Source organism: Elizabethkingia bruuniana (genome assembly GCF_002024805.1).
In the GTDB taxonomy this organism is placed as follows: domain Bacteria; phylum Bacteroidota; class Bacteroidia; order Flavobacteriales; family Weeksellaceae; genus Elizabethkingia; species Elizabethkingia bruuniana.
Window position 1 is genome coordinate 2,436,308 of sequence record NZ_CP014337.1, and the last position, 26,609, is coordinate 2,462,916.

Sequence of the window (26,609 nt, forward strand, 5' to 3'; positions counted from 1 at the left end):
AATGTATACAAACAAACATAAATAACTGCAAAACATTGCAATTATAGCAATATTTTGCGAATTGAATTTTTACAACAAATACATATATTTGTACTCATGCTAAAGTATGATCGTTTACAAACCATTTTAGATATAACAAACAGAGAAGGTTCCGTTTCGTTTCAGGAGTTATGCAAAAAACTTGCGGTATCGGAAGATACTATCCGAAGAGATATAAAAGAACTGGATACAAGAGATCTGCTTAGAGCAGTAAGAGGTGGTGCCCATAGTATTGTTCAGAAAAAACACCACTATCGCGACCGGGAAAAAGAAGGTTTGGAAGAAAAAAGGATTATCGCAGAAAAGGCTTTATCCTTAATTAGAAATGATCAGGTTTTATTTTTTGACGGAGGTACCTCTGTTTTGGAATTGACCAAGATTTTGCCGAAAGATCTTAAAGTTACCATTATTACCAATAGTTTTCCTGTAGCAAGCATTATAGAAGATCATCCTTCTGTAGAATTAATCTTTTTAGGAGGCAGGCTTTACAAATCTGCATTTACTACTTTCGGAAATGCCACTTTAGAAAGCATTACAGGCTTTAAAGCAGATTTATACTTCTTTGGAGTATGCTCTGTTACCACCGAAAATTTATACGGAGCCTATCTAGAAGACGCGGAAGTAAAGAAGGCAATGATAAAGCAGAGTAAAAGAATAATCGGATTATGTACAGCTGATAAACTTGACACTGAATCTAATTTTATAATTGATAAAACAAGTAAACTTGATATAATCATTACTGAAAAAGACAATACCAGCGCTCAGGTAAGCAAATATATCGCTCAGGGTATAGAAATGATTTAAAGTACGGACAGATGAACCGTAAAAGATGCAAAACATATTTTTTGAATCAAAAAATATTATGAAAAATAGCCGGGTTCTTCTTCCGGTTATTTTTTATTTTATCTATTTTTAACTGATTCAGGATTATGGAGATCATAATTAAAAAGATAATTCTTTATTCAAAATACCTATCGGATTTTATCCACAACTGTATTCTTATTTTATTTTTTCGGACTAACTTGCAATAAAATTTCTCATGTTTGCTCTGGTCGACTGCAACAATTTTTTTGTAAGCTGCGAACGGGCGCTGGATAGCGACCTGATCGACAAACCCGTTGTAGTACTTTCCAACAACGATGGGTGTATTATATCCAGAAGTGAAGAAGCTAAAGCTTTAGGAATACCTATGGGCGCTCCTACTTTCAAATATGAAAAGTTTTTTCAGGAAAATAATGTTATAGCCCTTTCTGCAAAGTTCGAACTGTACAATTTCAGAAGCCAGAATGTAATGGCCATCATTAAAAAATATGCCCCGGAAACAGAAGTTTATAGTATAGACGAGGCTTTTCTTAATCTTTCAGGATTCAGATACATTAATATTATTGAACACAGCATAAAGCTAAAACAAGATGTACTGGATACAGAAGGCATTCCTGTAAGTGTTGGCATTGCACCTACCAAAACCTTATCAAAGATTGCCAACAGAATTGCAAAGAAAAATCCCGAAAAGTTTAATGGACTTTTTATTCTGGAAAAACCCGAAGACATAGAAAAAGCACTTCGGTGGCTGAACATAGAAGATGTTTGGGGAATTGGGCGCAGACTGGGTGCCCGCATGAAAGATGCAGGTATCTATAAAGCTTATGACTTACTGAGCAAACCAGAACAATGGATCCGGAAAGAAATGGGTATAAACGGAGTCCGCTTAGTGAATGAACTAAAGGGTATCCCTCAATTAGAAATCCCAAACACTTCCTCTAAAAAGTCTATAGCTGTAACCCGCAGCTTTATGGAAATGATTAAAACTAAGGAAGAACTACAGGAGCGCATCTGTTCTTTTGCGTTTTCTGCCGGAGAGAAGCTACGTAAACAAAAGAGTTGCTGCAAAGTACTTACTGTATTTGTAGGTACCAATCGTTACCGTAAAGACTTACCGGAATACAAAAATGTGGTTTCATATCACTTCCCGAATCCCGTAAGCTCTTCAATAGATCTTGCTAAAACCGCTGCAAAGCTTCTGGACGAAATATTTATTGAAGGTTATCATTATAAAAGAGCGGGTGTCTGGATTAACGATTTTGTTCCGGAAAATGAAAGGCTTATCAGTCTTTTCGAAGAAGATCATTTCGACAGACATAAAAACATTATGGAAGCAATGGACAAGCTTAACCGTCGCTATGGAAAAGATAAGATACGTCTTGGCAATCTGGACTTCAAAAGTAATTATGGCAGAAAGAAACTTTCCGCCAACTATGAAGATTTCTTAAAAAACAACACGCTCCCTGAAGCCGATTACAGATTCCAATAATAGTATCAGTATTCAAAAAGATATGCGGAACCTTGATTCAGAATTCCGCACAAAAGCATTAAAATTATTTTAATCGGGTTTACTTATCTAAGGAGTACTGCGTCTCGTGGTATCATTCCGGACGAAGTTGTCTGTTTAAACAGAACAGTATCTTCCCCATCTATACCCAAGGTACCATCGGCTATAACAGAGCCTTTCTTATCTCTAAGCCTAATATAAGCCGTCTTTCCCTTTACATACCCTTTGACTGACAATGTTACGCTCTTCGCTTTAGCTCCATAAGTATTATAACGGGCTGTACCTTCTACTTTAGTTCCGGTTTGTGAAATATCAAAAGCTAAAACTCCGTTTTTTTCACCTTCACTGGAATACTTACCTTCAAAGCCGCCATCCATACTCTTTGTAGTGGTTGTACCTGAAGTATTTTTTGATTGCGCCTGTATCTGAGATGTACAGCTAAATAAAACAATTGCAATAACAATAAAAATCCTGTTCTTCATATCATGTATTTATAAAATCTGATGTTTGTTTATATGATAAAAGTACAAATTAATCATGAACATTATTTAACTTAGTCAGAATATTGAAAGTTCTCTGTTTTAAGGAAAAAATATTTCCAACACTCCACACATCCCTATAAAAAACAAAACACCCCAAAGACAACTATAGGTTAAAACAAGTTCAAATGTTAAATTTTACATAACACCCCTAAAAAAAATAGGGGTATTGTTATTTTATTTCAAAAAATATCTAAATTTGCATCACTTAACCAACACAACAATGTCAACATTAAGATTTAAAGCCTTAGCAGAACTTCCTTTCAGAAATTACAGACAAGACAATTTCGTAGAAGTTCCCGGAAAACTTTCAGAATTATTCTGTTCTAATGTATTCTCTGAATACACTATGAGAGAATACCTTACTAAAGAAGCATTCAGTTCTATTATGGATGCTATTAAAAAAGGATCACAAATACAGCGCCATATCGCAGATCAGGTAGCTGTTGCAATGAAAGACTGGGCTATGTCTAAGGGGGTTACCCACTACACTCACTGGTTTCAACCATTAACAGGTTCCACAGCTGAAAAGCACGATTCTTTCTTCACTCCGATTGAAGGAGACAGAGCTATCGAGCGTTTCAACGGCGGAATGCTGATCCAACAGGAGCCGGATGCTTCTTCTTTCCCTAATGGTGGAATCAGAAATACTTTTGAAGCAAGAGGATATACTGCATGGGATCCTACATCTCCTGCATTTATTATGGGAACCACTCTTTGTATTCCTTCTATCTTTATCTCTTATACCGGAGAAACACTGGATTACAAGACGCCTTTATTAAGAGCCCTGAATGCTGTTGACGAAGCTGCTACAGATGTTTGTAAAGCTTACTTTGATAAAAACGTAACGAAAGTTATGCCTACTTTAGGCTGGGAACAGGAATACTTCCTTGTAGATTCAGCTTTATATATTTCCCGCCCGGACCTTGTACTAACAGGAAAAACTCTTTTAGGACATTCTCCGGCAAAAGGACAACAATTGGATGATCACTATTTCGGCTCTATTCCTACAAGAGTAATGAACTTCATGAAAGAGTTGGAAATAGAATGTATGAAACTGGGAATCCCTGTAACTACCCGTCACAACGAAGTTGCTCCAAACCAGTTTGAGCTTGCTCCAATGTTTGAGGAAGTAAACGTAGCGGTAGACCACAACTCCTTATTAATGGATGTTATGGCAAGAGTTGCACACAAGCACCACTTCCATATCTTATTCCATGAAAAGCCATTCGATGGTGTAAACGGAAGCGGAAAGCACAACAACTGGAGCCTTGCAACAGATACAGGAGAGAACTTATTAAGTCCTGGTAAAAATCCTAAGAAAAACTTACAGTTCTTAACATTCTTTGTAAACACTCTGAAAGCTGTACATGATTATGCAGACTTACTGAGAGCGAGTATTGCTTCTGCAAGCAACGATCACAGACTAGGTGCAAACGAAGCTCCACCTGCTATTATCTCTGCATTTATCGGAAGTCAGCTATTCTCTGTTCTTGAAGAATTAGAAAAAGTAACTGACGGAAAATTATCTCCGGAAGAGAAAACAGAATTGAAATTAAACGTTGTTGGAAAAATCCCTGAAATCCTTCTGGATAATACCGACAGAAACAGAACTTCACCATTTGCTTTCACCGGAAACAAATTTGAAATCCGTGCTGTAGGATCTTCTGCAAACTGTGCAGAACCGATGACTGTAATGAATGCAATTGCGGCTAAACAACTAAAAGTATTCAAGGCAGAAGTTGATGCTCTGATTGAAAAAGGTCTGAAAAAAGACGAAGCTATTTTCAACGTTCTTAGAGAATACATCAAGCAATTGAAAAACATCCTTTTTGAAGGTGACGGTTATTCCGATGACTGGGCTAAAGAAGCTAAAAAGAGAGGCCTGAACAACTTAAAGACTACTCCTGAAGCTCTTAAACAGGAAATGGATAAGAAGTTTGCTGATCTTTATGAAGAGCTAGGCATCTTCTCTCACAGAGAATTTGAAGCCAGAAACGAAATTAAATTCGAGAAATACTCTACAGTTATTGATATTGAAGCAAGAGTATTAGCTGATATTGCAAGAAACCACATTATTCCTGCTGCACTTAACTATCAGAACAGATTAATTGAGAACGTTAAAGGCTTGAAGGAAATCTTTGGAGACAAAGAATTCCAGACTTTGGCAAAAGAGCAAATCAGTCTTATTACTCAGATTTCTACAAATGTTTCTAACATCAAAATTGGTGTTGACAACCTATTAACAGAAAAAGAGAAAGCTAAAAATACAAAAGACAGCCACAAACAAGCAGAAGCTTACTGTAACAAAGTAAAACCTTTATTTGACACTATCAGAGAAGCTTCTGATGCATTGGAAATGATGGTTGATGACGAGCTTTGGCCGTTGACTAAATACAGAGAACTTTTGTTCACACGTTAATACACCAATTTAACATCTATATAGAGGAACAGACTGCCGCTGGCAGTCTGTTTTTTTATTTTATAAAGCTATTTAATTATACATTTCCCTGTAATATTCGTCCGCCATTCGATCGCTTGCAAAAGCATAACGCACATCCTCCATCCCTTGCTGTGTTAATGTACGCCATTCATCCGGACGATCATAATAAGTCGGCAGAATTTCATTCTCCAACAAATCATAAAGCTTATTCAGATCATACATATCCTGATCATAAGTGCTCATATTGTTATAATCTGCTTTAGGTACTACAAATGAATTTTGTCCGGGTTTTGCAAACTCGGGAACCCAACCATCATCTGTAGAAAAGTTTACCGATCCGTTCATTGCTGCTGTCATGCCACTGGTACCAGAAGCTTCACGGGGTACACGCGGGTTATTCAGCCATACATCGGACATTCTTTTCAGAGACTTACTCAGGTAGATTTCATATCCCGTCAGCACAGCCATATTTTTATATTTCTTGCTTTCTTCTACCAAGCGATTGAAAGTCGAAATTGCCGGATAATCCAATGGATAAGGCTTTCCTGCCCAGATAATCTGGATCGGATATTTTTCGTTTTCCATCAGTCTGCGAAAACGCTCCTGATCTTCCAACAGCAAATCTGCTCTTTTGTAGCCTGCAAATCGTCTGGCCCAGACCATCGTAAAAACATCAGGATTGAATATATTTCCGGTCTGATCGGATACTATCTTGAAACCTCTGTACTTCATTATTTTTTTACGTTCATCAAATCCTGCAGCATCTGCATTGTCTTTGGCAGCATAAAGCTTTTCGTCTGCCCAGAAATTATAATCCTGAGCATTGGTAATCGATTTAATATCGCAAATACCGGAATATTTACCCCACATCTCACGGGAAACCTCACCATGGAGCTTGGAAACCCCATTTGCAATATGCGCCATTCTTAAGGCACACAAAGAATGATTGAATACTTCACCATCGGTTCCGGACACCCTACGTACTTCCTCTTCGCTGATACCGGAAAAATAAGACATATTATAACACAAATGGAAATCGTGTTTCTCGTTTCCGGCTTCTTCAGGTGTATGAGTCGTAAACACCAGCTTTTTCTTTACCTCATTCAGATCTTTATACTTCTGCAACAGATAGAAAGCCGCCGGCAATCCATGCGCTTCATTCAAGTGATAGATATCCCGGCCAAGATTCATTTCATCCAGAAGCTTAGCCCCACCCTTTCCTAATAAAATATACTGAGCGACTTTAGTTGCCTGATTGGCATCATAAAGTCTGTGTGTAATCGTTTGTGATATATAATCATTTTCCGGAATATCCGTAGACAAAAGGAAAATAGGAGCTGTACCGAAAGTTTCCGGCGCCAGATACCATACTTTCACCCAAACCGGAGCACTATGAATATCTATCTGGAATTTTATACCGGTATCCTGAAGAAAGTTATAACTCTTCTCTGTCCAGGCTACATTAAGCGTCTGATTCTGATTTCTTGCCTGATCATAATATCCGTATTTCCAAAGAATACCAATACCCACCAAATCTTGCTTCAATGTATATGCACTTCTCATATGTGATCCGGCTAAAAAACCTAGTCCACCGCTGTAGATTTTCAGGGGTTGATCGACTGCGAACTCCATGGAGAAGTAAGCGACACGCTTTTTATACTCGGGGTTAATTTCAAAAGGAATAGTAAAGTTTCTAAAATCCATATTTTTTTTCATTATTCGGTTTACAAATATACAATATGAATTTAATCTTAAATTTTGATACATAACCCTTTATATCAAAAAAAATGTTTAGCTTTATATCAGTAGAGAATTGAAATTCAGCCAGCTATGATTTCGTTTCAGGATTTACAAAAAAGTCTGGAATTGTGTGTAAACAACCAGAACATTAATCAAAACAACCTCAACCTTTGGTATCAACAGATTGAAGGAGCCTGTCTGTCTGAAAGAGAAGAATATCAGAAAAAGCTGGAATTATTACTTATCACCTCTCTTTTCCATCACTTCCCGGAAATTGAAATTGAAAACTTAATCTGCGAAAGTCCCGACTTCATCATTAAGTACAAGAATAAAAAAATAGGATTGGAAGTTTCAGAAATCATTAATCATTTTGAACTCAAGAAAAAAGAAACTCAAATTTCAAAAATCTTCCGGAATATTGAAAAATATCTAGAGAAAACCCAACAGAATTTTTCCGGAATCTATTATCTAAGCTTAAATGAATATGATAATGATTTTCATAAAAAACCAGAAATGATTGAACAGGAAATCATCAGCTGTATTACCGAAAATAAGAAGTCTAAATATGTACAAAAAATAAGAAGAACACCCTATAATAAAGGTGTTCTTCTTGTTTTAGATTATAATTTATCTCTCTTTGATGAGCTGAATTCCGAAAAAATAGCGCAGGCTATTTATAAGAAAAATAAAAAGTTCCGCATTTATAAAAAGGATGTAGATGAATGCTGGCTGGTATTGGTTTCTAATATGAACAACCTGGCTTCCCGCTATAGTTATATCAATCACAACAAACAGCTTTCTTCCATCAAAAGTCCGTTTAGCAGAATACTGCATATCGAGAATTTATACAGCCAGATGATGTATATTAAATAATTGATAAGCCCTGGCAAAGTTCAATTCTTCAGGCTATGTAATACGAATAATACTTGTCAAGGTTCAGAACCTTGACAAGGCTTTATTTTAATAAATCACTTACTTATTAGATAACTTAAATACCGTTTTAGAAGCAAATTTATCTCCCGGTTTCAGGATAACGGAAGGAAAATGATTGTGGTGAACTGCATCCGGAAAATGTTGTGTTTCCAAACAAAATGCTTCTCTCCATCCGTCTGTTTTACCAGACTTTAAAGTATGTGTTTCATCCATAAAATTCCCGGTATATAAATGCACTCCCGGCTGATCCGTATATACATCCAGAACAATTCCTGTCAGATCTCCTGTTGCTTTTGCTGCATGCAGTAATTCCGAATCAAATGCTTCTTTTAATACATAAGTATGATCGAAACCACTTCCTAAAACCACTTGATGGTTCTCTGCATTAATATCCTGTCCTATAGTTTTCACCTCTCTGAAGTCAAAAGGTGTATTTTCTACAGATTCCAAAGTTCCGTTCGGAACAACATTTTCCGTTACCGGCAAATATTTTTCTGCAAAGATCTGAAGCTGGTGTTTCAGCATATTACCATTCCCTTCTCCATTCAGATTAAAGAATGCATGATTGGTAATATTAAAAGGAGTTTCTTCATCCGATTCGGCTTCAAACAAAATTTCCAGAGCATCCTCATCCGTCAGCGTGTAGCTGACCTTTACTTTTACATTACCCGGAAAGCCTTCTTCGCCATCTTCCGAATGATATGTCATTTTCAAAAAATTGTCTCCTGTATTTTCTACATCGAAAACCTTTGTATGAAAACCATTTTCTCCGCCATGCAAAAGATTGTTCGGGATATTAGGATTTAACTGATAATTCTTTCCGTTCAGTGTAAACTCAGCACCGCCAATTCTGTTGCACACCCTACCGATAACACACCCGTAAAAGTTACCTTTAGGTTCCAAATACTCATCTATACTGGCATGTCCCAGGTTAACATCTACTGGATTATTATTTCGGTCATTAAACAAAAAGCTTACAATTCTGGCTCCGTAATTGGTCAGGAAAACTTCCGTATTATTTTTATTTTTAAGCTGAAATAAATCTATTTTTTTTTCGTCTTTTTCTTTTTGGAATTTTTGTCTTTCAGGTCTATAGTTCATAAATACCATACAATTTTAAAGAACATGTCCACCTTCGGAAGGCACAACTTCTATAGGTGTTAATTCAAGGTTAAATTTAGCTTCATAAGCTGGCTTTAGTTTAGCAATAAGTTCAGGTACAAAGCTTTTCTTTAAAAGGTTCAGTGTACAGCCTCCAAATCCGCCCCCCATCATTCTTGCGCCCAAAACTTCAGGATATTGTCTTACTTCGTCTACCAGAAAATCCAGTTCATCACAACTTACCTCATAGTATTCACTCAAACCTTCATGCGAAGCATACAGGAACAAGCCTACTGCTGCCAGGTCTCCTTTTTCCAAAGCTTTGCATACCTCTTCTACCCTTTTATTTTCATCATGAACATAACTTGCTTTAACGTAGAGTTCCGGATAATCAGAATATAAATATTCCCGAAGCATCTGGCTGTTCACATCCCGCAATGATTTCACATCATGAAAATCTTTACTGATAATCTCAACAGCTTTTTCACAGGCTTCCCTTCTGTCGTTATAAGCAGAAGAAGCCAATGAATGCTTTACATTAGTATTCAGTAAGAGTAAAGTATACTCACCAAGCTCTAAAGGGAAATATTCAAACTCTAGGCTTCTGCAGTCTAATTTCGCCACCTTATCTTCCTTACTAAAAACTGAAGCAAACTGGTCCATAATACCACATTTCACTCCGGCAAAAGTATGCTCGGCAGTTTGTGCAATTTTAGTCATATCCCATTTAGATAAACCTAAATCAAATATTTTATCCAGAGCTACTGCCACTGCACTCTCTAAAGAAGCGGATGAAGAAACACCTGCTCCCAAAGGAACATCTCCGTCAATCACCATATTAAAGCCTTTTAGCTGGTGTCCATTTTTCTGAATATGATACACCACTCCCAGAATATAATTAGCCCAGGAGTTTTCCAGTGCCTTTATCTCTGAAAGTTTAAAGTTTAGCTTTTCATTAAACAACTGAGAAAATAAATGAATTTCATCGTCGTTGCGGTGACCAACAGCTACATAACTGTATTTATCAATCGCTGCAGGCAGAACAAATCCGTCATTATAATCCGTATGTTCCCCTATAATATTAATTCTTCCGGGTGATTTAGAAACGACATCTGGTGCCTGACCAAATACCTCTTCGAATTTCTCTGTTATATATTGTTTTGAAATTGTTGCCATGTTTAGACAGATAGATAATGTGTTAAAGATTGTTCTCTCAGTTGCTGCGCTGCCTGCTCCGGTGTAATATCACGCTGTGGATTAGCCAGCATTTCGTAGCCGACCATAAATTTTTTCACTGTAGCAGACCTTAACAAAGGCGGATAAAAATGCATATGCCAGTGCCATTCCGGGAAGTCTCCGGAATTAACTGGCGCCTGATGTATTCCCGCAGAATAAGGAAAAGATGTTTTAAAAAGGTTGTCGTATTTTACCGTTAAAACTTTTAGCGCTTGCGCCAAATCGGTTTTTTCAGAGCTTGTAAATTCTGAGATATACTGTACCGAACGTTTACTGATGATCATCGTTTCAAAAGGCCACGCTGCCCAGAAAGGAACCAGAACAACGAATGAATTATTCTCATAAATAATCCGCTCTTGCTTTTCCAATTCTGCTTCCAGATAAGACTTCAGTAAAGTTTTCTGATATTTTTCAAAATATTTCTTCTGCTGTACAGATTCTTTTTCCAGCTCAACAGGCAATGTATTTTGTGCCCAGATCTGACCATGCGGATGCGGATTACTGCACCCCATAACTGCTCCCTTATTCTCAAATATCTGAATGTATTTAATCCAGTCATTCGAACGCAGTTCTTCAAATTCTGTTTGCCATAAGTTTACTACAGATTCAATAGAAATTTCATTCATGGTTGCAAGAGTAAGATCATGTCTTGGAGTAAATGCCAGAACTTTGCAGATTCCTTTGATGTTTTCAGTTACAAAAAGGCCTTCCTCATCCGACTGATGATCGGGAGTATCCTGTAATAAAGCAGAAAAATCATTAACAAAAGAAAAATGATCTGAATAATCCGGGTTTACAGTACCGTCTGATCTTTTATTTCCCGGACACAGATAACATTCCGGTTCATATTCATTTCTCCGTTCAGAAGAAATCGCCTCCGTTTGTCCCTGCCAGGGTCTTTTGTTACGGTGTGGCGACACTAATACTTTTTCACCCGTTAATATATTGACACGAGTGTGTGGTACGTTAGAGTCGAAATTCATGTTTTAGTTAATAGTTTTAACAAATGTAATAAATTAATTGACGCGAATTTAAGTTAACCACAAAAGGTAAAATTATATACTATAAGATGATGTTTTTAGCACTAAGGCACAAGTAATCTTTATATTCTCATGCTTTTTAAAGAACGCAAAGCCGCTAACGCTTAGCAATGATCACTGAAATCTTAATTGTCTTAATATCTAAATGTTAGAAATAATTTCACCGTAATGTAAAATTTTTATACCCTTATGCTTATAAATTTATGCTACGCAAAGCCATCACTGCTTTATATCCGCCGGTTTAGCTGTACATCATACTAGTACACGATAGAGTCAGTAGTCTATTCGCCAAAGAATAAAAACACTTCAATACAATTTTATAATAATTTCGTAAATTTGCATTCTCGTTTTTAATTATGGAATCAGGTCTAAAATCAGTTGCATTTCACACATTAGGATGCAAGCTCAACTTCGCAGAAACTTCTACTATTGCCCGTCAGTTAACAGATGCAGGTTATAAGAAGGTCTCGTTTGATGATGCGGCTAATGTTTTTGTGATCAATACATGTTCGGTTACCGAAAATGCGGATAAAGAATGTAAGCTGATTGTAAAAAGAGCATTAAAAGCTAATCCGGATGGCCTCGTGGTTATTATCGGCTGCTATGCTCAGTTAAAGCCTGAAGAAATTTCAGAAATTGAAGGTGTAGACCTTGTATTGGGAGCTAAAGAAAAATTTAATATTCTTAGCTATCTGAATGATCTGGAAAAATCCGAAAATCTTGCAGAAGTGCATTCTTGTGAAATTGAGGAAACCGATTTCTTTATTGGTTCTTACTCTATTGGTGACAGAACACGTGCGTTCCTGAAAGTTCAGGATGGATGTGATTACAAATGCACCTATTGTACTATTCCTTTAGCAAGAGGAATTTCCCGTTCGGATACTGTGGAAAATGTAATTAAAAATGCAAGCGAAATTGCATCTCAGGATATTAAAGAAATTGTATTAACCGGAGTAAATATCGGAGATTATGGTAAAGGGGAATTCGGTAATAAAAGACACGAACATACTTTCCTCGATCTGGTAAAAGAACTTAATATGGTAGACGGAATCGAAAGAATCCGAATTTCTTCTATCGAACCTAATCTTCTAAAAGACGAAACCATTGATCTGGTATCGACCAGCAAAAGCTTTGTTCCACATTTTCATATTCCGCTGCAATCCGGAAGCGACGAAGTTCTGAAAAAAATGAAACGCCGCTATCTTACAAAGCTTTACAGAAACAGAGTTTCAAAAATCCGTGAGGTAATGCCTGATGCTTGTATTGGTGTGGATGTTATTGTAGGATTCCCGGGGGAAACTGAAGAAGAGTTTATGAAAACCTATCAGTTTCTAAACGAACTACCAATTTCTTATCTACACGTTTTCACTTATTCTGAAAGAGAAAATACTGAAGCTGCTGCAATGCAGGGTATTGTTCCTGTTGTAGAAAGAAAGAAGCGTAACAAAATGCTCCGTATACTTTCCGAAAAAAAGAAAATGGCTTTTTACCAGACTCAGTTAGGCAAAACATTACCTGTTCTGTGGGAACACGAAAATAAAGATGGCCTTATGTATGGCTTCACCGAAAATTATGTTCGTGTCCATAAACCTTTTGATGCATTGAGCATTAATAAAATCGAACTGGTAAAGCTAGACAAAATTGAAGCTGACGGAACAGTAAGCATATTGGCTGCCTTTGATGCTTTTCTGGCTAAAGCCTAAAGCTTCATCAGCATAATATGCTGTGGACCTTTCACTCCTTCGTAGATTTTACCTGAATCCTGATATCCTGTTTTCAAATAGAGTTTGTAAGCATTCTCATTTGTTGCATTTACACCAAAAGCAATTTCATCAACTTTTGGGAAATTTTGTTTCACAAAAGCCGGAAGCTCTATCATTGCTGATTTTGCAATACCCTTCCCCTGAAACTTAGGGTTTATAGATAGTGCCCGAAGTAAAACGGCATTTTTATTATCTGAGTAAGTAAGAAGATCTGAGGAGAAATCGAGTGAGAAAAAACCAACTATCTCTTTTTCATGTATTATAGTGTACTGAAAACGATTTTTAAGCCCCATTATATCAGGATTATTCAGTACCTGTCTTGGTACAAGCGAAAACTGAGACTGTTCTTCGTCCAGTATATAGGAAGTTAGTGCATCGTAGTGTTCTTCAACATAAGGGACAATTTCTGTCATGGTTTATTTTTAAACGAATTTACAACATTATTCAAAAAGCAGAATTCAAATTTCTTCGAATTATTCGGTATTTCGGGATATATATAAAAGGATAAAACTTTGAAGTTACAGTTCCTTAACCATAATATGCTGTGGACCTTTAGGCCCGTCAAAACTTTCACCGGAATCCTGATATCCTGCCTTCAGGTACATCTGATAAGCTGATATATTTTTAAAATTCACTCCAAAAGCAATTTCTCTTACATCAGGAAACTGTTTTCTTACCAGATCCGGAAGTTGTATCATCATTTCCTTGGCAATCCCTTTTCCCTGAAATTCAGGATTTAGAGTAAGCGATCTTAATAATGCAGCTGTTTCATCCTGAGGCTTATACCATCTGTCATGCGCAAATTCCAGAAGAAAGAATCCTACAGCTTTATCATTATACATAATTGTATAGTAAAATCGATCCGTTTCATCATCTATTCTGGGGTTGTTCAGCACTTCTGCCGGTATTCTGGAAAACATAGCCTGTTCTTCGGGTAATGTATAAGAGGTAAGGTCTGCAAAATGTTCTGTCTGGTATTCAAGAATTTTAACCATATTAATTGTCATCAGATTTTAGGCTCAAATTTAGACTAATAATCTATTTTATATTTTAACAAATTGTTAAAAATATCTATTATGACGATATACATTTATCTTTTTATCACATTATGATGAATAATTAACAGGGGGTTATATTTAGTCATTCATACTTCATAATTAATTTATATATTTGGAAAAACTAAAACCAACCATGACGAACAAATTATTTGACCTTAGCGGTAAAACTGCTCTGGTCACAGGAGGCAATAAAGGTATTGGCCGCGGAATGGCTATAGGCCTCGCTCAGGCAGGTGCTGATATTATTATTGCATCCCGTAGTATAGAAGCCAATTCTGAAATAGAACAGGAGGTAAAAAAACTGGGAAGGAATTTCCATTTTTATAAGATGGATGCTGAAAACAGGGATAATGTCTATGAATTTATTCAGCAGCTCAACTCCAATCATCCACATATAGATATCCTTATCAATAATGCCGGAACCATTCTTAGAAAACCTGCTGCAGAACATCCTGACGAATACTGGGATTCTGTAATCAATATCAATCTGGATACACCATTTATCCTGGCTCGTGAAATAGGAAAAAAAATGATCGATCAGGGGAAGGGTAAAATTATATTCACCTGTTCTTTATTAAGCTTTCAGGGCGGGATCAATGTTCCGGGCTATGCTGCCAGCAAAGGAGCTTTGGCCAGCTTAGTCAAGGCTTTGTCCAACGAATGGTCTTCTAAAGGTGTCAACGTAAATGGTATTGCACCAGGTTATATCGCCACAGATAATACGGAAGCTCTACGTAACGATGAAGAGCGCAGTAAAGCTATTCTGGACAGAATACCCGCAAGCAGATGGGGCACTCCGGAAGATTTTGCAGGTCCCGCAGTCTTTCTTTCATCTTCAGCCAGTGATTATGTTGACGGTACAATTCTTACTGTCGACGGCGGATGGATGGGACGTTAATTTCTTTCCACAATCAGCTGTGTAATAAAGTCAGGAATATGTATTGAAATACCATGTAATCAGTACAATATTCTTGGTGACCACAATAAAAACTAACAACCATAAAAACATTACAACTATGCAAATTAGATTTGAGAGCAGTCCCCGTGAGGTCAAAACGATGGACACTGCATCTTTACGCCGGGAATTCCTGGTGGAAAACCTTATGACTGAAGACAACATCAGCCTTACATATTCACACTACGACAGACTTATTATAGGCGGAACCAAGCCTATAAAACAATCTACTGAACTGAAGACACATGAAGAACTAAAAGCCGATTATTTTCTTCAGAGAAGAGAATTAGGAATTATTAATGTAGGTGGAAAAGGTTCTGTAGAAGTAGATGGTGAAAAGTATGCACTGGATAAATTAGATTGTCTGTATGTAGGTAAAGGGGCACAAAAAGTTTTTTTTTTCAGTGACAATCCTGCTGAACCCGCTACATATTATTTATTATCAGCTCCTGCTCACAAGGAATACCCTACAACAAAATACACAAAAGAACAGGCAGCTCCTGTAACGCTGGGTGATGGTAAAACATCTAACAGAAGAACAATTTACAAGTATATCCATGAAGCAGGAATCCAAAGCTGCCAACTCGTAATGGGTCTTACTGTTCTGGAAGAAGGCAGTGTATGGAATTCAATTCCTGCACATACCCATACCCGCAGAACTGAGATTTATTTTTACTTCGATCTGAATGCAGAACAAAGATTGTTTCATATGATGGGTGAAACGACGGAAACGCGCCATATCATTATGAAAAACCATGAGGCCGTTATTTCACCACCATGGAGTCTACACTTTGGTGCCGGTACTTCCAATTACGGATTTATCTGGGGAATGGGTGGCGAAAACAAACGATACGACGATATGGACCCGGCTCCTTTAAATGTACTTTTATAACCATAAGCGTTTAGATTATGGAAAAAAGTATCGGAAAATACAGGTGGACAATTTGCGGTCTTTTATTCTTTGCTACAACAATTAATTATTTAGATCGCCAGGTTCTCAGTCTTCTGGCCCCGGAGCTTACCCATCAGTTTGGCTGGAGCAATAGCGACTACGGAAATATTACAGCAGTCTTCCAGTTTGTATATGCCATATCTCTACTCTTTGCTGGAAGGTTTATCGATAAACTAGGCACAAAATGGGGATTTGCCATTGCTATTATTATATGGAGCCTTGGAGCTATGATGCATGCACATGCTATAGATATTGGCAACGCAGCCAATTCTGTTATGGGATGGGTTGGCCTGGCGAGCGTTCCTGTATCTATACTGGGATTCGTCATCGCTCGGGCAGTATTAGGAATTGGTGAATCCGGAAACTTCCCCGCAGCTATTAAAACCACAGCCGAGTACTTCCCTAAAAAAGAACGTGCTTTAGCTACCGGAATCTTTAATTCAGGAAGTAATATCGGTGCTATTCTGGCTCCATTAACAGTACCTGTTCTCTCTGAAAAGTACGGATGGGAATCTACATTTATGATTATCGGGGGTATAGGTTTTCTTTGGTTAATTTTCTGGTTTCTCTTATATGAAACACCGGAAAAACAGAAAAAGCTTTCTGCCGAAGAACTGGCTTATATCCGTAGTGATGTTGATAGAACAGTAGATCAAAGCGAGAACCCTGAGGATGCTAAAAAAGTCCCATGGTTCAGGTTGCTACAGTATAAACAAACCTGGGCTTTTGCTACCGGAAAATTCCTGACCGATGGTGTATGGTGGTTTTTCTTATTCTGGCTTCCTAAGTATCTGGAAGGGCAATATCATCTGAGTGGAAAAGAGCTTGCTCTCCCTTTGTTTGTATTATATAGCATGACAATGGTCGGCAGTATATCAGGCGGATGGTTCCCTATGTATTTTATTAAGAAAGGATATCAGGCTTATGACGGAAGAATGCGTGCCATGTTCTTTATAGCATTATGTCCTTTAATTGTATTGGCCGCTCAGCCTCTGGGTTCATTCGGCTACTGGGTTCCGGTAATCCTTATCGGCCTCGGCGCTTCTGCACATCAGGCATGGAGTGCTAATATCTTTACTACAGTGTCTGATATGTTTCCGAGAAAAACAGTAGCATCCGTGACTGGTATTGGCGGAATGGCTGGTGGTATTGGCGGTGTAATTATCTCAAAAATAGGAGGCCCGTTATTTGATTTTTACGAAAAGAAAGGCAGTATTGAAACCGGATATTCCATTATGTTTACTTACTGCGCTATTGCCTATATTCTGGCATGGGGTATTATGAAAATTTTGGTTCCGAAATACAAACCTATTACGGATTTATAGAGAATAAAATTATACCAACCACAAAAGGTACAAAAGAACCAATGTTATGAAAAGTTCAAAAAACAGCTAACTTTTACCTCAGCATTACATAAAAAAATCCCCGGAAGTTCCGGGGATTTCATTTTAGTGATAAATATCGTCATACTTTACTCCTGCTCTTATCTCTACAGGAAGTTTATTTTCTATAGGTACAATAGGACAGTTATAATCGAAAGCATTGTATGCACAATAAGGATTATAAGCTTTATTAAAATCAATAATCAGATGATCCTTTTTAGGAATCCTCAAATCAATATAACGTCCCCCACCATAAGTTTCTTTCTCGTTAGTTGCATCTCTGAACGGCAGAAAAAGATGATCTTTAAAGCTTGGCTTTTTAATCAGATCCTGACTCTGGTATACTTTTAGTGAATATTGCTGGCCTTCCAAAGAGAAGGTTACAGTTCCATATTCTTTATACTTTTTTGTTTTCCCGGAAGATGTAGGCAGTTCAAAAACTTCTGCATCTTTTGTCGGAACCAGCTTAGCTTTTACACTGTATTTAAGATCGATATCAAAAAAAGGTATTGCTTTAAAATCCTTTAGTAAATCTCCGCGTAACGGGCTTTCTTTAGGATTTTTGTATTCAGCATTCAGGTCAGCCTGAAATTTCTGAATCTCTTTTATTTCGGCTTTTTGTCCAAAAGCAAAAATGCTAAACAGGAAAACAAACAGATACTTCATTAGTAATCTAATTCCAGCTTTTCTTTAGTATAATTTCTCACTCTGTTTGTAAGCTCAGCACTGTCTTTTAACTTTCTTCCGTAGGTAGGAACCATTTCCAGAAGCTTATCTCTCCATTCTTTCTGAAGCTTGTCTCCGAAGCATTTTTCAAGAATATTAATCATGGCAAAAGCTGCTGTACTCGCCCCCGGAGAAGCGCCTAACAGAGATGCAATAGTTCCTTGTTTGTTCGTTACAACCTCGGTTCCGAATTCCAGTTTACCTCCTTCAGCATCATCTTTCTTAATAATCTGTACTCTTTGCCCGGCAACCATTAATTCCCATTTGTCGGCATTAGCATCTTTAATGAAATCTCTAAGGTGTGCAATTCGCTGATCTTTATTCATCGTTACCTGTCTGATCAGGTATCTCGTCAATGACAGATTATGCCACCATGCACCGAATAAAGAACGGATATTTTTGAAGTTTACACTTTCCGGTAAATCCAGGTAACTTCCGTTTTTAAGGAATTTAGTAGAGAATCCTGCAAATGGCCCGAAAAGCAAAGCCTTTTCTCCATCAATAATTCTAAGGTCTAAGTGAGGCACACTCATTGGTGGTGCATCTACAGTAGCCTGTGTATATACTTTTGCATGGTGCATTGCAATAAGCTCAGGATCTTTGGTCACCAACCATTGTCCACTAACAGGGAAACCTCCGTAACCTTTACTTTCTTCAATACCTGAACTGTCTAAAAGAGGCAATGCATACCCCCCTGCTCCAATGAAAACAAAATCTGCCTCTACTTCTACAGGATGGTTGTTTAACCTGTCTTTTATTTTCATTCTCCATTTACCATTGTTATCATCTATATCCTTGATCTCGTGATAACGGAATACTTCAACGTTAGAGCTTTCTTCAAGGTGTTTTACCAACTTTTTGGTTAAAGCCCCAAAGTCTACATCTGTTCCCATTGTTGCTCTTGTAGCGGCTAATTTTTCAGAAGCATTACGTGAACGCATAACCAAAGGAACCCATTCTTTTAGTTTACCATGATCTTCAGAAAATTCCATTCCTTCAAACAAATGGGATTTTATCATTGTCTCATGACGTTTTTTAAGAAACTCAATATCTTTTTCTCCAAATACCAGACTCATATGCGGGCAGGAATTGATAAACTCTCTGGGAGAATCAATATATCCTTTGCTAATCAGATAAGCCCAGAATTGTTTTGAAATTTCAAATTGTTCTGCAATTTTTTCAGCTTTACTGATGTCTACCGAGCCGTCTTTCTTCTCAGTAGTATAGTTCAGTTCACAAAAAGCAGAGTGACCTGTTCCTGCATTATTCCACGCAGATGAGCTCTCGCGGGCTACATCTTTTAATCTTTCGAAAAGTGCAATTTTCAGGTTTGGGTCAAACTCATGTAACATAGTACCCAAAGTAGCACTCATTATACCTCCGCCAATAAGAACGACATCGTATTTAGGTTTCGGATTCATTTTATTATAACAATTTTATATTATAGGATTAGTTAAGTTTCGCTGTTAGTTTCTTGAACTGCTTTTCAGCATTCTTGTCCTCATATAGGATTTCATACACAGTATTAACAATCGGAAGCTTTAATTTCCTTTCCTTTCCGATTTCATAAATACTTTTTGTTGCATAATAACCTTCCGCCACCATACTCATAGACTGGATTGCTGATTTTACAGTATATCCTTTACCTATTAAATTCCCCAGCATTCTGTTTCGGCTGAATAAAGAATATGCCGTTACCAATAAGTCTCCAAGGAATGCAGATTGGTTCACATCTCTTGGTTCCGGATAGATTGCATCCAAATACAATTCCATTTCACGGATTGCATTGGAAACATATACTGCATTAAAGTTATCTCCATAACCCAGACCTGCTGCTATACCTGCACCGATTGCATAAATATTTTTCAGGACTGCGCTGTACTCGTTTCCTAAGATATCCGAAGATTTGTTTACTTTGATGAAATCTGATTCCAAAAGTTTAGCTACTTTGGCAGCATTTTCTTCTTCAGCAGCCGAAACCGTAAGATAAGAAAGTCTCTCCATAGCAACTTCTTCAGCATGACAAGGACCAGAAATTACAGCCTGGCTTCTGAAACCAATATTGTGTTTTTCTCTCAGGAAATGTGCAACAATATCATTTTGTTCTGGTACAATCCCTTTAATTGCAGATACAAATAGTTTTCCCTGAAGATCAACATTCAGAGGTTCTAAAGTCTTACCAAGGTATATAGAGGGAGTTGCCAGAATAATAACATCACAGGCAGATACCAGTTCATTGATATCTGTTGTTATTTGCAACTGTTTGAGGTTAAAAAGTACAGCTGTAAGATATGAAGGATTATGCTTTTTTAGTTCTATCGCTCCTTTTACAAATTCGTTTCTTACACACCAGTGAATCGTTTTACAGTTTTCTGTCAGCATCTTTACTATTGCAGTAGCAAAACTCCCGCTCCCTACAACGCCGACGCTAATACCGTTCCCGGATTTCTTCTTAGCCATTATTAGAATTTAGGTTCCACAAATATACAACTTAACCAATAAAACATTCAAGACTTTGGCCTTTATTTATTCAGGAAAAAGGGCTAAAATATTTAACATTAATTAACAGATTGACAACATAATATAACTTTTGCCAGTGAACTTTTTATAATATTTTCTTTATTTTTGCCTCCCTAACATTTCATGCTTATGAAACATTTTTTTTCGTCCCGTAAGAATCTAAGATATACCATATATGGTTTATTAGCTGTTGTTCTGGTACAAGCTGTAGTTATGATAAACTTTATAAACAAAAAAGATGATAAAGTCTATCAGGTGAATCTGGTACAAATAAAAGATAAAAAAGACAGTCTGGATTATACGGAAGTAAAAAACAACCTTACACAGTTGGACAGAGTTGTTAAAAGTCTTTCCAACTTTTTGGCATCTAATAATATTGAGGCTCCACAAATTGAATCTCTGGATGCTGAAAATCTTTCAAACGGTATTTACTTAAGCCAGCAGGCCAACCGGTATACGCAAGCTCTTGTAGATTATCAGACAAAGCTTCAGCAAATTCCTCTTGGGATTCCAACCAACGGAGAGATCTCATCTAACTTTGGTGTCAGAAAGAATCCTATTCCTCCAAAAAGAATTGTGATGGCTGGTGTAAACCTTCCTAAAACGGATTCTGCAGGAACTGCAACAGCTACAGTAAAACCAACCCAGGATCCGGAAGTTATGCAGTTTCATAAAGGTTTGGATATTGCCGTTCCTTTTGGTTCTGATGTAAGAAGTGCTGCACAGGGAACTGTAATATTTGCAGGTCAGAAAGGTGGTTACGGAAACTGTGTTATTGTATCTCACGGAAATGGATTAGCTACCTTATATGGACATTTATCCAGCGTATTGGTAAGTCCTAATCAGCAAATAAAAGTAGGCGAAGTCATTGCAAAGTCAGGAAATACAGGGCGTTCCACAGGACCACATCTTCATTACGAAGTACATAAGAATAATACTCCGGTTAACCCAAGATTATTTCTGGGAATAAAATAAACCGAGCTAAAAAATATAACCCTCACAGATGTGAGGGTTTTATTTATATATCGTTAACCAGATTGATGTCCGGTTATACTAAATTCTTACTGCAGTTTTTTTCCTTTAAATTTTTTGACTGAAGAACTCATTTCCATAACTCTGTCGCCATCCCATTCATAGACAGCCGTTTTGGTAAATCCATCCATTTTATATTCATCATTATCCGGATTAGCATTTTCTGCCTCTTCTGTCGTCATGACAAACTGATTTGCAGTTTTTCCGGTAAAGTTATAGTCTTCTGAATGGTAATAAATACCAGCATCTGCCACAGATTGCAACAATGGTAAGGCTACTAAGAATCCTTCCTTTTTCATAAAGTAAGTTTGTTTATAGGTAGGTATACCACAAGCTTCACCAGAAACAGATACATCTATGATATAGTCAATATTTTTGAATTTTTTAGTTCTGTCAACCTTAAATTCAACTCCTGCAATATTTTCCATAGTACCTGCATTGAAAACTCCGGAACCTAAAAGCTCTCCTTTTTCCAGAACACTTACCTCTCCTTTTAATGCATTGCTACTGATGCCTTCTATATCTATAACCTTCTGAGTTCCGCTAACTCCAAAAAGAAATTCTTTTCCATCTAATAGCTTATTGGCTACACTTAGATTGGCTCCCCAGACATATCCCTCCTTTCCATTATACTGGATTTTGTACCACTGGGCACTTCTTTCCTGTATTTTGTTTATAATATTGGTCTCCTGAACAATTTTCACAGAAGTCCCTTGCGGCAAAGCATCTACAACATTCCCTGTAAGCCCCGGAAGATCTCTGATATTGGTTTTATCTACAAAAATTTTAGCCGTACTTCCAACCTCTTTGTGAAATATATAATTTTCATAAGCTTCTTCCACTGGTACAGCAATAGCTGCAGCTTTATCCGAAGCATCCCGCGCCTTTACAGCAACTTCGACAGCAGCTGTTTCCTGAGCAAAATATAAGGTAGAAATATTAAGAGCTAAAAAATAATAAATTGTTTTTTTCATAATCATCATTAATGCTCTCAAAGATAAGAAAAAACCGAATCTTACTAGATTCGGCTTTATTTTTATTTAGTCAGAAGTAATGAAACCCATTCTTCTCTTTGTAACTTCTTCTGCAACTGAAGATTCTGTTCTTCGCAGACCTGTAAAATATCGTCTACATCGAAGAAACATAATCCTGAAAGCAATAAAGAACCTCCCGGCTCCAATACCTCAACATATCGTGGAATATCGGAGATAAGAATATTACGGTTAATATTCGCTAAAATAATCTCGAATTTTTCCTGTCCCAGGTTATCAGCAGTTCCCAATTCTACACGCATTGGTGTATTATTACGTTCTGCGTTCTCTCTGGAATTCTCCACTGCCCATTCATCAATATCGATTCCTAAAACATCTGAAGCGCCTTTCTTTTTAGCATAAATAGCTAAAACAGAAGTTCCACACCCCATATCCAGTACTTGTTTTCCCTGGAAATCCATATCCATCATCTGTTGGATCATAAGATATGTAGTAGCATGGTGCCCGGTTCCGAAAGACATTTTCGGCTGAATGATAATTTCTTCTTCCAATCCTTGTGATTCATGGAATTCTGCACGGATTAAAACTTTATCTTCTACATTAATCGGTTGGAAGTTTTTCTCCCATTCTTCATTCCAGTTGATGTTAGGCATTTCTTTATAGGTATAAGAAATTTTCACATCATCATGATTCAGCAGCCACTGATTTTTAAGCTCTTCTTCATTAAGTAATTCCGCCTGAATATAAGCTAAGATCCCATCCGGGTTCTCAGTAAAACTGTCAAATCCCTGCTCTATCAGTTCAGCCATCAGAATTTCATTCCAAGGCTCTACAGGTTCTATTTTAAAATCGAATTCTAAGTATTGTGTCATTTATAAAATGTTGCAATTGGCAAAGTTAGCTTAAGTTTAGTCAAAAGCCTTAATAATTGCAGTGAAATCTTCTATTTTCAATGCAGCTCCACCAATAAGACCTCCGTCCACATCTGGTTTAGAGAATATTTCTTTTGCATTATCCGGTTTTACACTTCCGCCATAAAGGATAGAAATTTCATCAGCTACTTCCTGCCCGTATTTAGCAGCAATAAGTGAACGGATATGTGCATGAATTTCCTGAGCTTGCTCTGGTGAAGCAGTTTCTCCGGTTCCGATAGCCCAAACCGGTTCGTAAGCGATTACTACTTTTTTAATCTCTTCTGCTGAAAGAGTGAAAAGCGCAACTTCAGTCTGGTTTTTAATAACCTCAAAATGCTGTCCAGATTTACGCTGCTCCAAAGTTTCTCCGTTACAGTAGATTGGCACAAGACCATTATCTAAAGCTAATTTTACTTTTCTGTTGCAGTGGCTGTCTGTTTCCCCGTGGTATTGTCTTCTTTCTGAGTGGCCAATAATAGCACCTGTTGCATTAACTGAAGCCAACATATCAGCTGAAATCTCACCAGTATAAGCTCCGCTGGTGTGTTCCGACATATCCTGAGCAAAAACACCTACGTTATCATTTAAGAAAATATTTTTAGCAGTAGTTATATAAAGTGCCGGTGGTGCAATGTAAACCTCACAGTTGATAGCATTATGCTTTTTATATCTGTCTAACTCATGCATTAGTTCCTGAGCTTCAGTATAATTTTTATTCATTTTCCAGTTTCCTGCAACGATTTTCTTTCTCATAGTTTATATAAGTTTTGTTAAGTTATTTATTAATTCCTTCTAATTTGAACATAAAAGCATATACTAAGGCAACATCTTTCAGATAATCGAATCTTCCTGAAGCTCCGCCATGACCATAGTCCATATCGGTTTTCAGCATCAGTACATTTTTATCCGTTTTCATATCTCTCAATCTCGCCACCCATTTCGCAGGTTCAAAATACTGTACCTGAGAATCGTGTAAACCTGTAGTGACCAAAAGATTAGGATAGTTTTTCTTTTCTACATTCTCGTATGGAGAATAAGACTTCATATAGAAATAAGCTTCTTTATTATTAGGATTCCCCCACTCATCATATTCATTTGTGGTTAACGGAATACTTTCATCCATCATTGTATTCACAACATCTACAAACGGAACCTGAGAAATTACACCATTCCACAGTTCGGGTTTCATATTTACAACAGCTCCCATTAACAGACCTCCGGCGCTTCCACCCTGAGCGTACAAATGTTTTGGAGAAGTATATTTTTGGTTCACCAGATATTCTCCGGCATCAATAAAATCGGTAAAAGTATTTTTCTTTTTCATCATTTTACCGTCTTCATACCACTGTCTTCCCATCTCCTGTCCACCGCGGATATGTGCTATGGCATAAGCAAATCCTCTGTCCAGAAGGCTTAATCTTGTACTGCTGAATGTGGCATCCATAGAACTTCCGTAGGAACCATAAGCGTATAAAAGCAAAGGAGACTTTCCGTCTTTCTTGTAGCCTTTCTTATAAACAATGGAAATCGGAATTTTAGTCCCGTCTTTTGCTGTAGCAAAAAGTCTTTCGGTTTCATAGTTATTTTTGTCATAACCACCTAAGACTTCCTGTTGTTTCAATAATATTCTTTTTCCCGTTTTCAAATTTTGTTCAAACTGAGAACTCGGCGTAATCATAGAAGTATAACCGAAACGGAAATTATCGGTATTATATTCCGGATTTCCGGAGGAATAAACGGTATATGCAGGTTCATCAAATTTCAGAAACTCTTTTTTACCGGTTTTTCTGTCATATATTACCAGTTGTGAAAGTCCATTTTGTCTTTCACTAAATACCAGATAATTTTTGAATTCTGTAATCCCTTGCATTAGCACATCTTTTCTGTGCGGGATAAAGTCTTTCCAGTTTTCAACTCCGGTTTTGTCCAAAGGAGTCTCTACAACTTTAAAGTTTAAAGCATCTTTGTTGGTTGTAACTAGAAATCTGTCTTCCAATGGCGTAACATCATATATTACATCTTTCATTCTCGGCTGGAAAACTTTGAATGTTCCTGCAGGATTATCTGCATCCAGATATCTTATTTCGGAAGAGGTTGTAGCCCCTGAAGAGATCATAATGAATTTCTCATTCTTGGATTTTCCAACTCCGATATAGTTACTTTTATCTTTTTCTTCATAAACCAATACATCCTTTGAAGGATCGGTTCCTAAGCTGTGTCTGAAAATTTTCTCTGTTAAAAGTGTTTCGGGATTTTTAGCTGTATAGAAAATAGTCTTATTATCATTGGCCCATGTTGCAGATCCCGTTGTATTGATTATCCCTAAATCTGTTGTTTTACCTGTAGATAAGTCTTTCAGAAAAAGTTTATACTGTCTTCTGGATACATCATCTACCCCATAAATCATTTTCATATTATCGGGGCTTATACTAAATCCTGATGCAGCATAGTAGGCATGTCCCTCTGCAAGTTTGTCTACATCTAAGAGTACTTCCTCGGGAGCTTTCAGGTCACCTTTCTTCCGGCAGTATTTAAAATATTGCTTACCAGCGTCTGTACGGGTATAATAGTAATAACCATTTCTGAAAACAGGAACAGACTCATCTTTTTCCTTGATGCGGTTCTTCATTTCCTGGAAAAGTTTTTCTCTGAAAGGCTCCGTATCCTTCATCATCCCTGTCCAGTAAGTATTTTCAGCTTTCAGATAGTCTACAACTTTTTCGGAGTTAGCTCCTTTTTTGAAGTAATCTATCATCCAGTAATAAGGGTCACTTACTTTATCACCGTGAATTTCCCGTATGTGTTCCTGCTTTTCGGCAACTGGTGCTTTTATATCAGGAAATTGCTGAGCCTGAAGTATAGTCGTACTCATAAGTATTAATCCTAAGTATTTATTTTTCATATATTCGCTTTTG

The 26,609-nt window shown here is 37.2% G+C and carries 23 protein-coding genes; 9 read left to right on the forward strand and 14 right to left on the reverse strand.

Annotated elements, in window-relative coordinates; all coding sequences use genetic code 11:
- Positions 1-96: 96 nt before the first annotated feature.
- On the forward strand, positions 97-843 hold the full coding sequence (locus tag AYC65_RS11325; protein ID WP_034871083.1) for a DeoR/GlpR family DNA-binding transcription regulator: 747 nt from the start codon (positions 97-99) through the stop codon (positions 841-843).
- A gap of 235 nt (positions 844-1,078) precedes the next feature.
- A complete protein-coding gene (locus AYC65_RS11330; protein WP_034871084.1) occupies positions 1,079-2,350 on the forward strand; it encodes a Y-family DNA polymerase in 1,272 nt (423 codons plus the stop codon).
- A gap of 83 nt (positions 2,351-2,433) precedes the next feature.
- Here AYC65_RS11330 and AYC65_RS11335 read toward each other — a convergent pair whose 3' ends face one another.
- Entirely contained in the window at positions 2,434-2,850 is a 417-nt protein-coding gene (locus AYC65_RS11335) for a hypothetical protein (RefSeq protein WP_034871085.1), read from the reverse strand.
- Between the two features lie 280 nt (positions 2,851-3,130).
- Between AYC65_RS11335 and AYC65_RS11340 the strand changes: the two genes are divergently transcribed.
- Entirely contained in the window at positions 3,131-5,329 is a 2,199-nt protein-coding gene (locus tag AYC65_RS11340; protein ID WP_034871086.1) for a glutamine synthetase III family protein, read from the forward strand.
- 72 nt (positions 5,330-5,401) lie between these two features.
- On the opposite strand, the gene glgP is transcribed toward AYC65_RS11340, so the two are convergent.
- Positions 5,402-7,066, reverse strand: a complete 1,665-nt coding sequence (gene glgP / locus AYC65_RS11345; RefSeq protein ID WP_034871087.1) for an alpha-glucan family phosphorylase — start codon at positions 7,064-7,066, stop codon at positions 5,402-5,404.
- A gap of 114 nt (positions 7,067-7,180) precedes the next feature.
- Between glgP and AYC65_RS11350 the strand changes: the two genes are divergently transcribed.
- Complete coding sequence (locus AYC65_RS11350) at positions 7,181-7,963, forward strand: hypothetical protein (RefSeq protein ID WP_034871088.1); 783 nt, start codon at positions 7,181-7,183, stop codon at positions 7,961-7,963.
- Positions 7,964-8,062: 99 nt separating this feature from the next.
- On the opposite strand, the gene AYC65_RS11355 is transcribed toward AYC65_RS11350, so the two are convergent.
- Genes AYC65_RS11355 through AYC65_RS11365 form a run of 3 tightly spaced genes read right to left on the reverse strand, consistent with a single transcriptional unit; the run spans position 8,063 to position 11,343 of the window.
- A complete protein-coding gene (locus AYC65_RS11355) occupies positions 8,063-9,124 on the reverse strand; it encodes an aldose epimerase family protein (RefSeq protein WP_234300313.1) in 1,062 nt (353 codons plus the stop codon).
- Positions 9,125-9,139: 15 nt separating this feature from the next.
- A complete protein-coding gene (gene galK / locus AYC65_RS11360; protein ID WP_078674587.1) occupies positions 9,140-10,300 on the reverse strand; it encodes a galactokinase in 1,161 nt (386 codons plus the stop codon).
- Between the two features lie 2 nt (positions 10,301-10,302).
- On the reverse strand, positions 10,303-11,343 hold the full coding sequence (locus tag AYC65_RS11365; RefSeq protein WP_078674586.1) for a UDP-glucose--hexose-1-phosphate uridylyltransferase: 1,041 nt from the start codon (positions 11,341-11,343) through the stop codon (positions 10,303-10,305).
- A 413-nt stretch (positions 11,344-11,756) separates the two neighbouring features.
- Here AYC65_RS11365 and mtaB point away from each other — a divergent pair, with 413 nt between their 5' ends.
- The gene (gene mtaB / locus AYC65_RS11370) at positions 11,757-13,103 is read left to right on the forward strand and encodes a tRNA (N(6)-L-threonylcarbamoyladenosine(37)-C(2))-methylthiotransferase MtaB (RefSeq protein WP_034871090.1); all 1,347 of its coding nucleotides are present in this window, start codon (positions 11,757-11,759) and stop codon (positions 13,101-13,103) included.
- Here mtaB and AYC65_RS11375 read toward each other — a convergent pair.
- Both AYC65_RS11375 and AYC65_RS11380 read right to left on the reverse strand, forming a co-directional pair.
- Positions 13,100-13,576 carry a GNAT family N-acetyltransferase gene (locus AYC65_RS11375; RefSeq protein ID WP_034871091.1) on the reverse strand — a complete coding sequence of 159 codons (477 nt, stop codon included), beginning with the start codon at positions 13,574-13,576 and terminating at the stop codon, positions 13,100-13,102. The genes mtaB and AYC65_RS11375 overlap by 4 nt on opposite strands.
- A 105-nt stretch (positions 13,577-13,681) precedes the next feature.
- Positions 13,682-14,158 carry a GNAT family N-acetyltransferase gene (locus AYC65_RS11380; protein ID WP_034871162.1) on the reverse strand — a complete coding sequence of 159 codons (477 nt, stop codon included), beginning with the start codon at positions 14,156-14,158 and terminating at the stop codon, positions 13,682-13,684.
- Positions 14,159-14,354: 196 nt separating this feature from the next.
- Here AYC65_RS11380 and AYC65_RS11385 point away from each other — a divergent pair, with 196 nt between their 5' ends.
- The 3 genes from AYC65_RS11385 to AYC65_RS11395 all read left to right on the forward strand — a co-directional run bounded on the left by AYC65_RS11385 (position 14,355) and on the right by AYC65_RS11395 (position 17,453).
- The gene (locus AYC65_RS11385) at positions 14,355-15,119 is read left to right on the forward strand and encodes an SDR family NAD(P)-dependent oxidoreductase (protein ID WP_024566487.1); all 765 of its coding nucleotides are present in this window, start codon (positions 14,355-14,357) and stop codon (positions 15,117-15,119) included.
- Between the two features lie 118 nt (positions 15,120-15,237).
- Entirely contained in the window at positions 15,238-16,068 is an 831-nt protein-coding gene (gene kduI / locus AYC65_RS11390; RefSeq protein ID WP_059333885.1) for a 5-dehydro-4-deoxy-D-glucuronate isomerase, read from the forward strand.
- 17 nt (positions 16,069-16,085) lie between these two features.
- Entirely contained in the window at positions 16,086-17,453 is a 1,368-nt protein-coding gene (locus tag AYC65_RS11395) for an MFS transporter (RefSeq protein WP_034871092.1), read from the forward strand.
- Between the two features lie 123 nt (positions 17,454-17,576).
- Here the strand turns inward: AYC65_RS11395 and AYC65_RS11400 are convergent, their stop codons facing one another.
- Genes AYC65_RS11400 through AYC65_RS11410 form a run of 3 tightly spaced genes read right to left on the reverse strand, consistent with a single transcriptional unit; the run spans position 17,577 to position 20,696 of the window.
- Positions 17,577-18,176 carry a DUF1684 domain-containing protein gene (locus AYC65_RS11400; protein WP_034871093.1) on the reverse strand — a complete coding sequence of 200 codons (600 nt, stop codon included), beginning with the start codon at positions 18,174-18,176 and terminating at the stop codon, positions 17,577-17,579.
- The gene (gene mqo / locus AYC65_RS11405) at positions 18,176-19,657 is read right to left on the reverse strand and encodes a malate dehydrogenase (quinone) (protein ID WP_034871094.1); all 1,482 of its coding nucleotides are present in this window, start codon (positions 19,655-19,657) and stop codon (positions 18,176-18,178) included. Before mqo ends, AYC65_RS11400 begins: the two co-directional genes overlap by 1 nt.
- Before the next feature lie 28 nt (positions 19,658-19,685).
- The gene (locus AYC65_RS11410; RefSeq protein ID WP_034871095.1) at positions 19,686-20,696 is read right to left on the reverse strand and encodes an NAD(P)H-dependent glycerol-3-phosphate dehydrogenase; all 1,011 of its coding nucleotides are present in this window, start codon (positions 20,694-20,696) and stop codon (positions 19,686-19,688) included.
- Between the two features lie 189 nt (positions 20,697-20,885).
- Between AYC65_RS11410 and AYC65_RS11415 the strand changes: the two genes are divergently transcribed.
- A complete protein-coding gene (locus tag AYC65_RS11415; RefSeq protein WP_034871163.1) occupies positions 20,886-21,731 on the forward strand; it encodes a M23 family metallopeptidase in 846 nt (281 codons plus the stop codon).
- Between the two features lie 86 nt (positions 21,732-21,817).
- Here the strand turns inward: AYC65_RS11415 and AYC65_RS11420 are convergent, their stop codons facing one another.
- The 4 genes from AYC65_RS11420 to AYC65_RS11435 form a co-directional block, all read right to left on the reverse strand.
- Positions 21,818-22,762, reverse strand: a complete 945-nt coding sequence (locus AYC65_RS11420; RefSeq protein WP_234300314.1) for an SH3 domain-containing protein — start codon at positions 22,760-22,762, stop codon at positions 21,818-21,820.
- Positions 22,763-22,824: 62 nt separating this feature from the next.
- Positions 22,825-23,652, reverse strand: a complete 828-nt coding sequence (prmA, locus tag AYC65_RS11425) for a 50S ribosomal protein L11 methyltransferase (protein ID WP_034871097.1) — start codon at positions 23,650-23,652, stop codon at positions 22,825-22,827.
- A 36-nt stretch (positions 23,653-23,688) separates the two neighbouring features.
- Positions 23,689-24,447, reverse strand: coding sequence for a triose-phosphate isomerase (gene tpiA, locus AYC65_RS11430; RefSeq protein WP_034871098.1), 759 nt, complete (start codon positions 24,445-24,447; stop codon positions 23,689-23,691).
- Positions 24,448-24,469: 22 nt separating this feature from the next.
- The gene (locus AYC65_RS11435; protein WP_034871099.1) at positions 24,470-26,596 is read right to left on the reverse strand and encodes a S9 family peptidase; all 2,127 of its coding nucleotides are present in this window, start codon (positions 26,594-26,596) and stop codon (positions 24,470-24,472) included.
- Positions 26,597-26,609: the final 13 nt, after the last annotated feature.

Bases quoted from the DNA above. Each gene is read 5' to 3' on its own strand.
- AYC65_RS11325 (WP_034871083.1), top strand. From the start codon at position 97: ATGCTAAAGTATGATCGTTTACAAACCATTTTAGATATAACAAACAGA.
- AYC65_RS11330 (WP_034871084.1), top strand. From the start codon at position 1,079: ATGTTTGCTCTGGTCGACTGCAACAATTTTTTTGTAAGCTGCGAACGG.
- AYC65_RS11335 (WP_034871085.1), bottom strand. From the start codon at position 2,850: ATGAAGAACAGGATTTTTATTGTTATTGCAATTGTTTTATTTAGCTGT.
- AYC65_RS11340 (WP_034871086.1), top strand. From the start codon at position 3,131: ATGTCAACATTAAGATTTAAAGCCTTAGCAGAACTTCCTTTCAGAAAT.
- glgP (WP_034871087.1), bottom strand. From the start codon at position 7,066: ATGAAAAAAAATATGGATTTTAGAAACTTTACTATTCCTTTTGAAATT.
- AYC65_RS11350 (WP_034871088.1), top strand. From the start codon at position 7,181: ATGATTTCGTTTCAGGATTTACAAAAAAGTCTGGAATTGTGTGTAAAC.
- AYC65_RS11355 (WP_234300313.1), bottom strand. From the start codon at position 9,124: ATGAACTATAGACCTGAAAGACAAAAATTCCAAAAAGAAAAAGACGAA.
- galK (WP_078674587.1), bottom strand. From the start codon at position 10,300: ATGGCAACAATTTCAAAACAATATATAACAGAGAAATTCGAAGAGGTA.
- AYC65_RS11365 (WP_078674586.1), bottom strand. From the start codon at position 11,343: ATGAATTTCGACTCTAACGTACCACACACTCGTGTCAATATATTAACG.
- mtaB (WP_034871090.1), top strand. From the start codon at position 11,757: ATGGAATCAGGTCTAAAATCAGTTGCATTTCACACATTAGGATGCAAG.
- AYC65_RS11375 (WP_034871091.1), bottom strand. From the start codon at position 13,576: ATGACAGAAATTGTCCCTTATGTTGAAGAACACTACGATGCACTAACT.
- AYC65_RS11380 (WP_034871162.1), bottom strand. From the start codon at position 14,158: ATGGTTAAAATTCTTGAATACCAGACAGAACATTTTGCAGACCTTACC.
- AYC65_RS11385 (WP_024566487.1), top strand. From the start codon at position 14,355: ATGACGAACAAATTATTTGACCTTAGCGGTAAAACTGCTCTGGTCACA.
- kduI (WP_059333885.1), top strand. From the start codon at position 15,238: ATGCAAATTAGATTTGAGAGCAGTCCCCGTGAGGTCAAAACGATGGAC.
- AYC65_RS11395 (WP_034871092.1), top strand. From the start codon at position 16,086: ATGGAAAAAAGTATCGGAAAATACAGGTGGACAATTTGCGGTCTTTTA.
- AYC65_RS11400 (WP_034871093.1), bottom strand. From the start codon at position 18,176: ATGAAGTATCTGTTTGTTTTCCTGTTTAGCATTTTTGCTTTTGGACAA.
- mqo (WP_034871094.1), bottom strand. From the start codon at position 19,657: ATGAATCCGAAACCTAAATACGATGTCGTTCTTATTGGCGGAGGTATA.
- AYC65_RS11410 (WP_034871095.1), bottom strand. From the start codon at position 20,696: ATGGCTAAGAAGAAATCCGGGAACGGTATTAGCGTCGGCGTTGTAGGG.
- AYC65_RS11415 (WP_034871163.1), top strand. From the start codon at position 20,886: ATGAAACATTTTTTTTCGTCCCGTAAGAATCTAAGATATACCATATAT.
- AYC65_RS11420 (WP_234300314.1), bottom strand. From the start codon at position 22,762: ATGAAAAAAACAATTTATTATTTTTTAGCTCTTAATATTTCTACCTTA.
- prmA (WP_034871097.1), bottom strand. From the start codon at position 23,652: ATGACACAATACTTAGAATTCGATTTTAAAATAGAACCTGTAGAGCCT.
- tpiA (WP_034871098.1), bottom strand. From the start codon at position 24,447: ATGAGAAAGAAAATCGTTGCAGGAAACTGGAAAATGAATAAAAATTAT.
- AYC65_RS11435 (WP_034871099.1), bottom strand. From the start codon at position 26,596: ATGAAAAATAAATACTTAGGATTAATACTTATGAGTACGACTATACTT.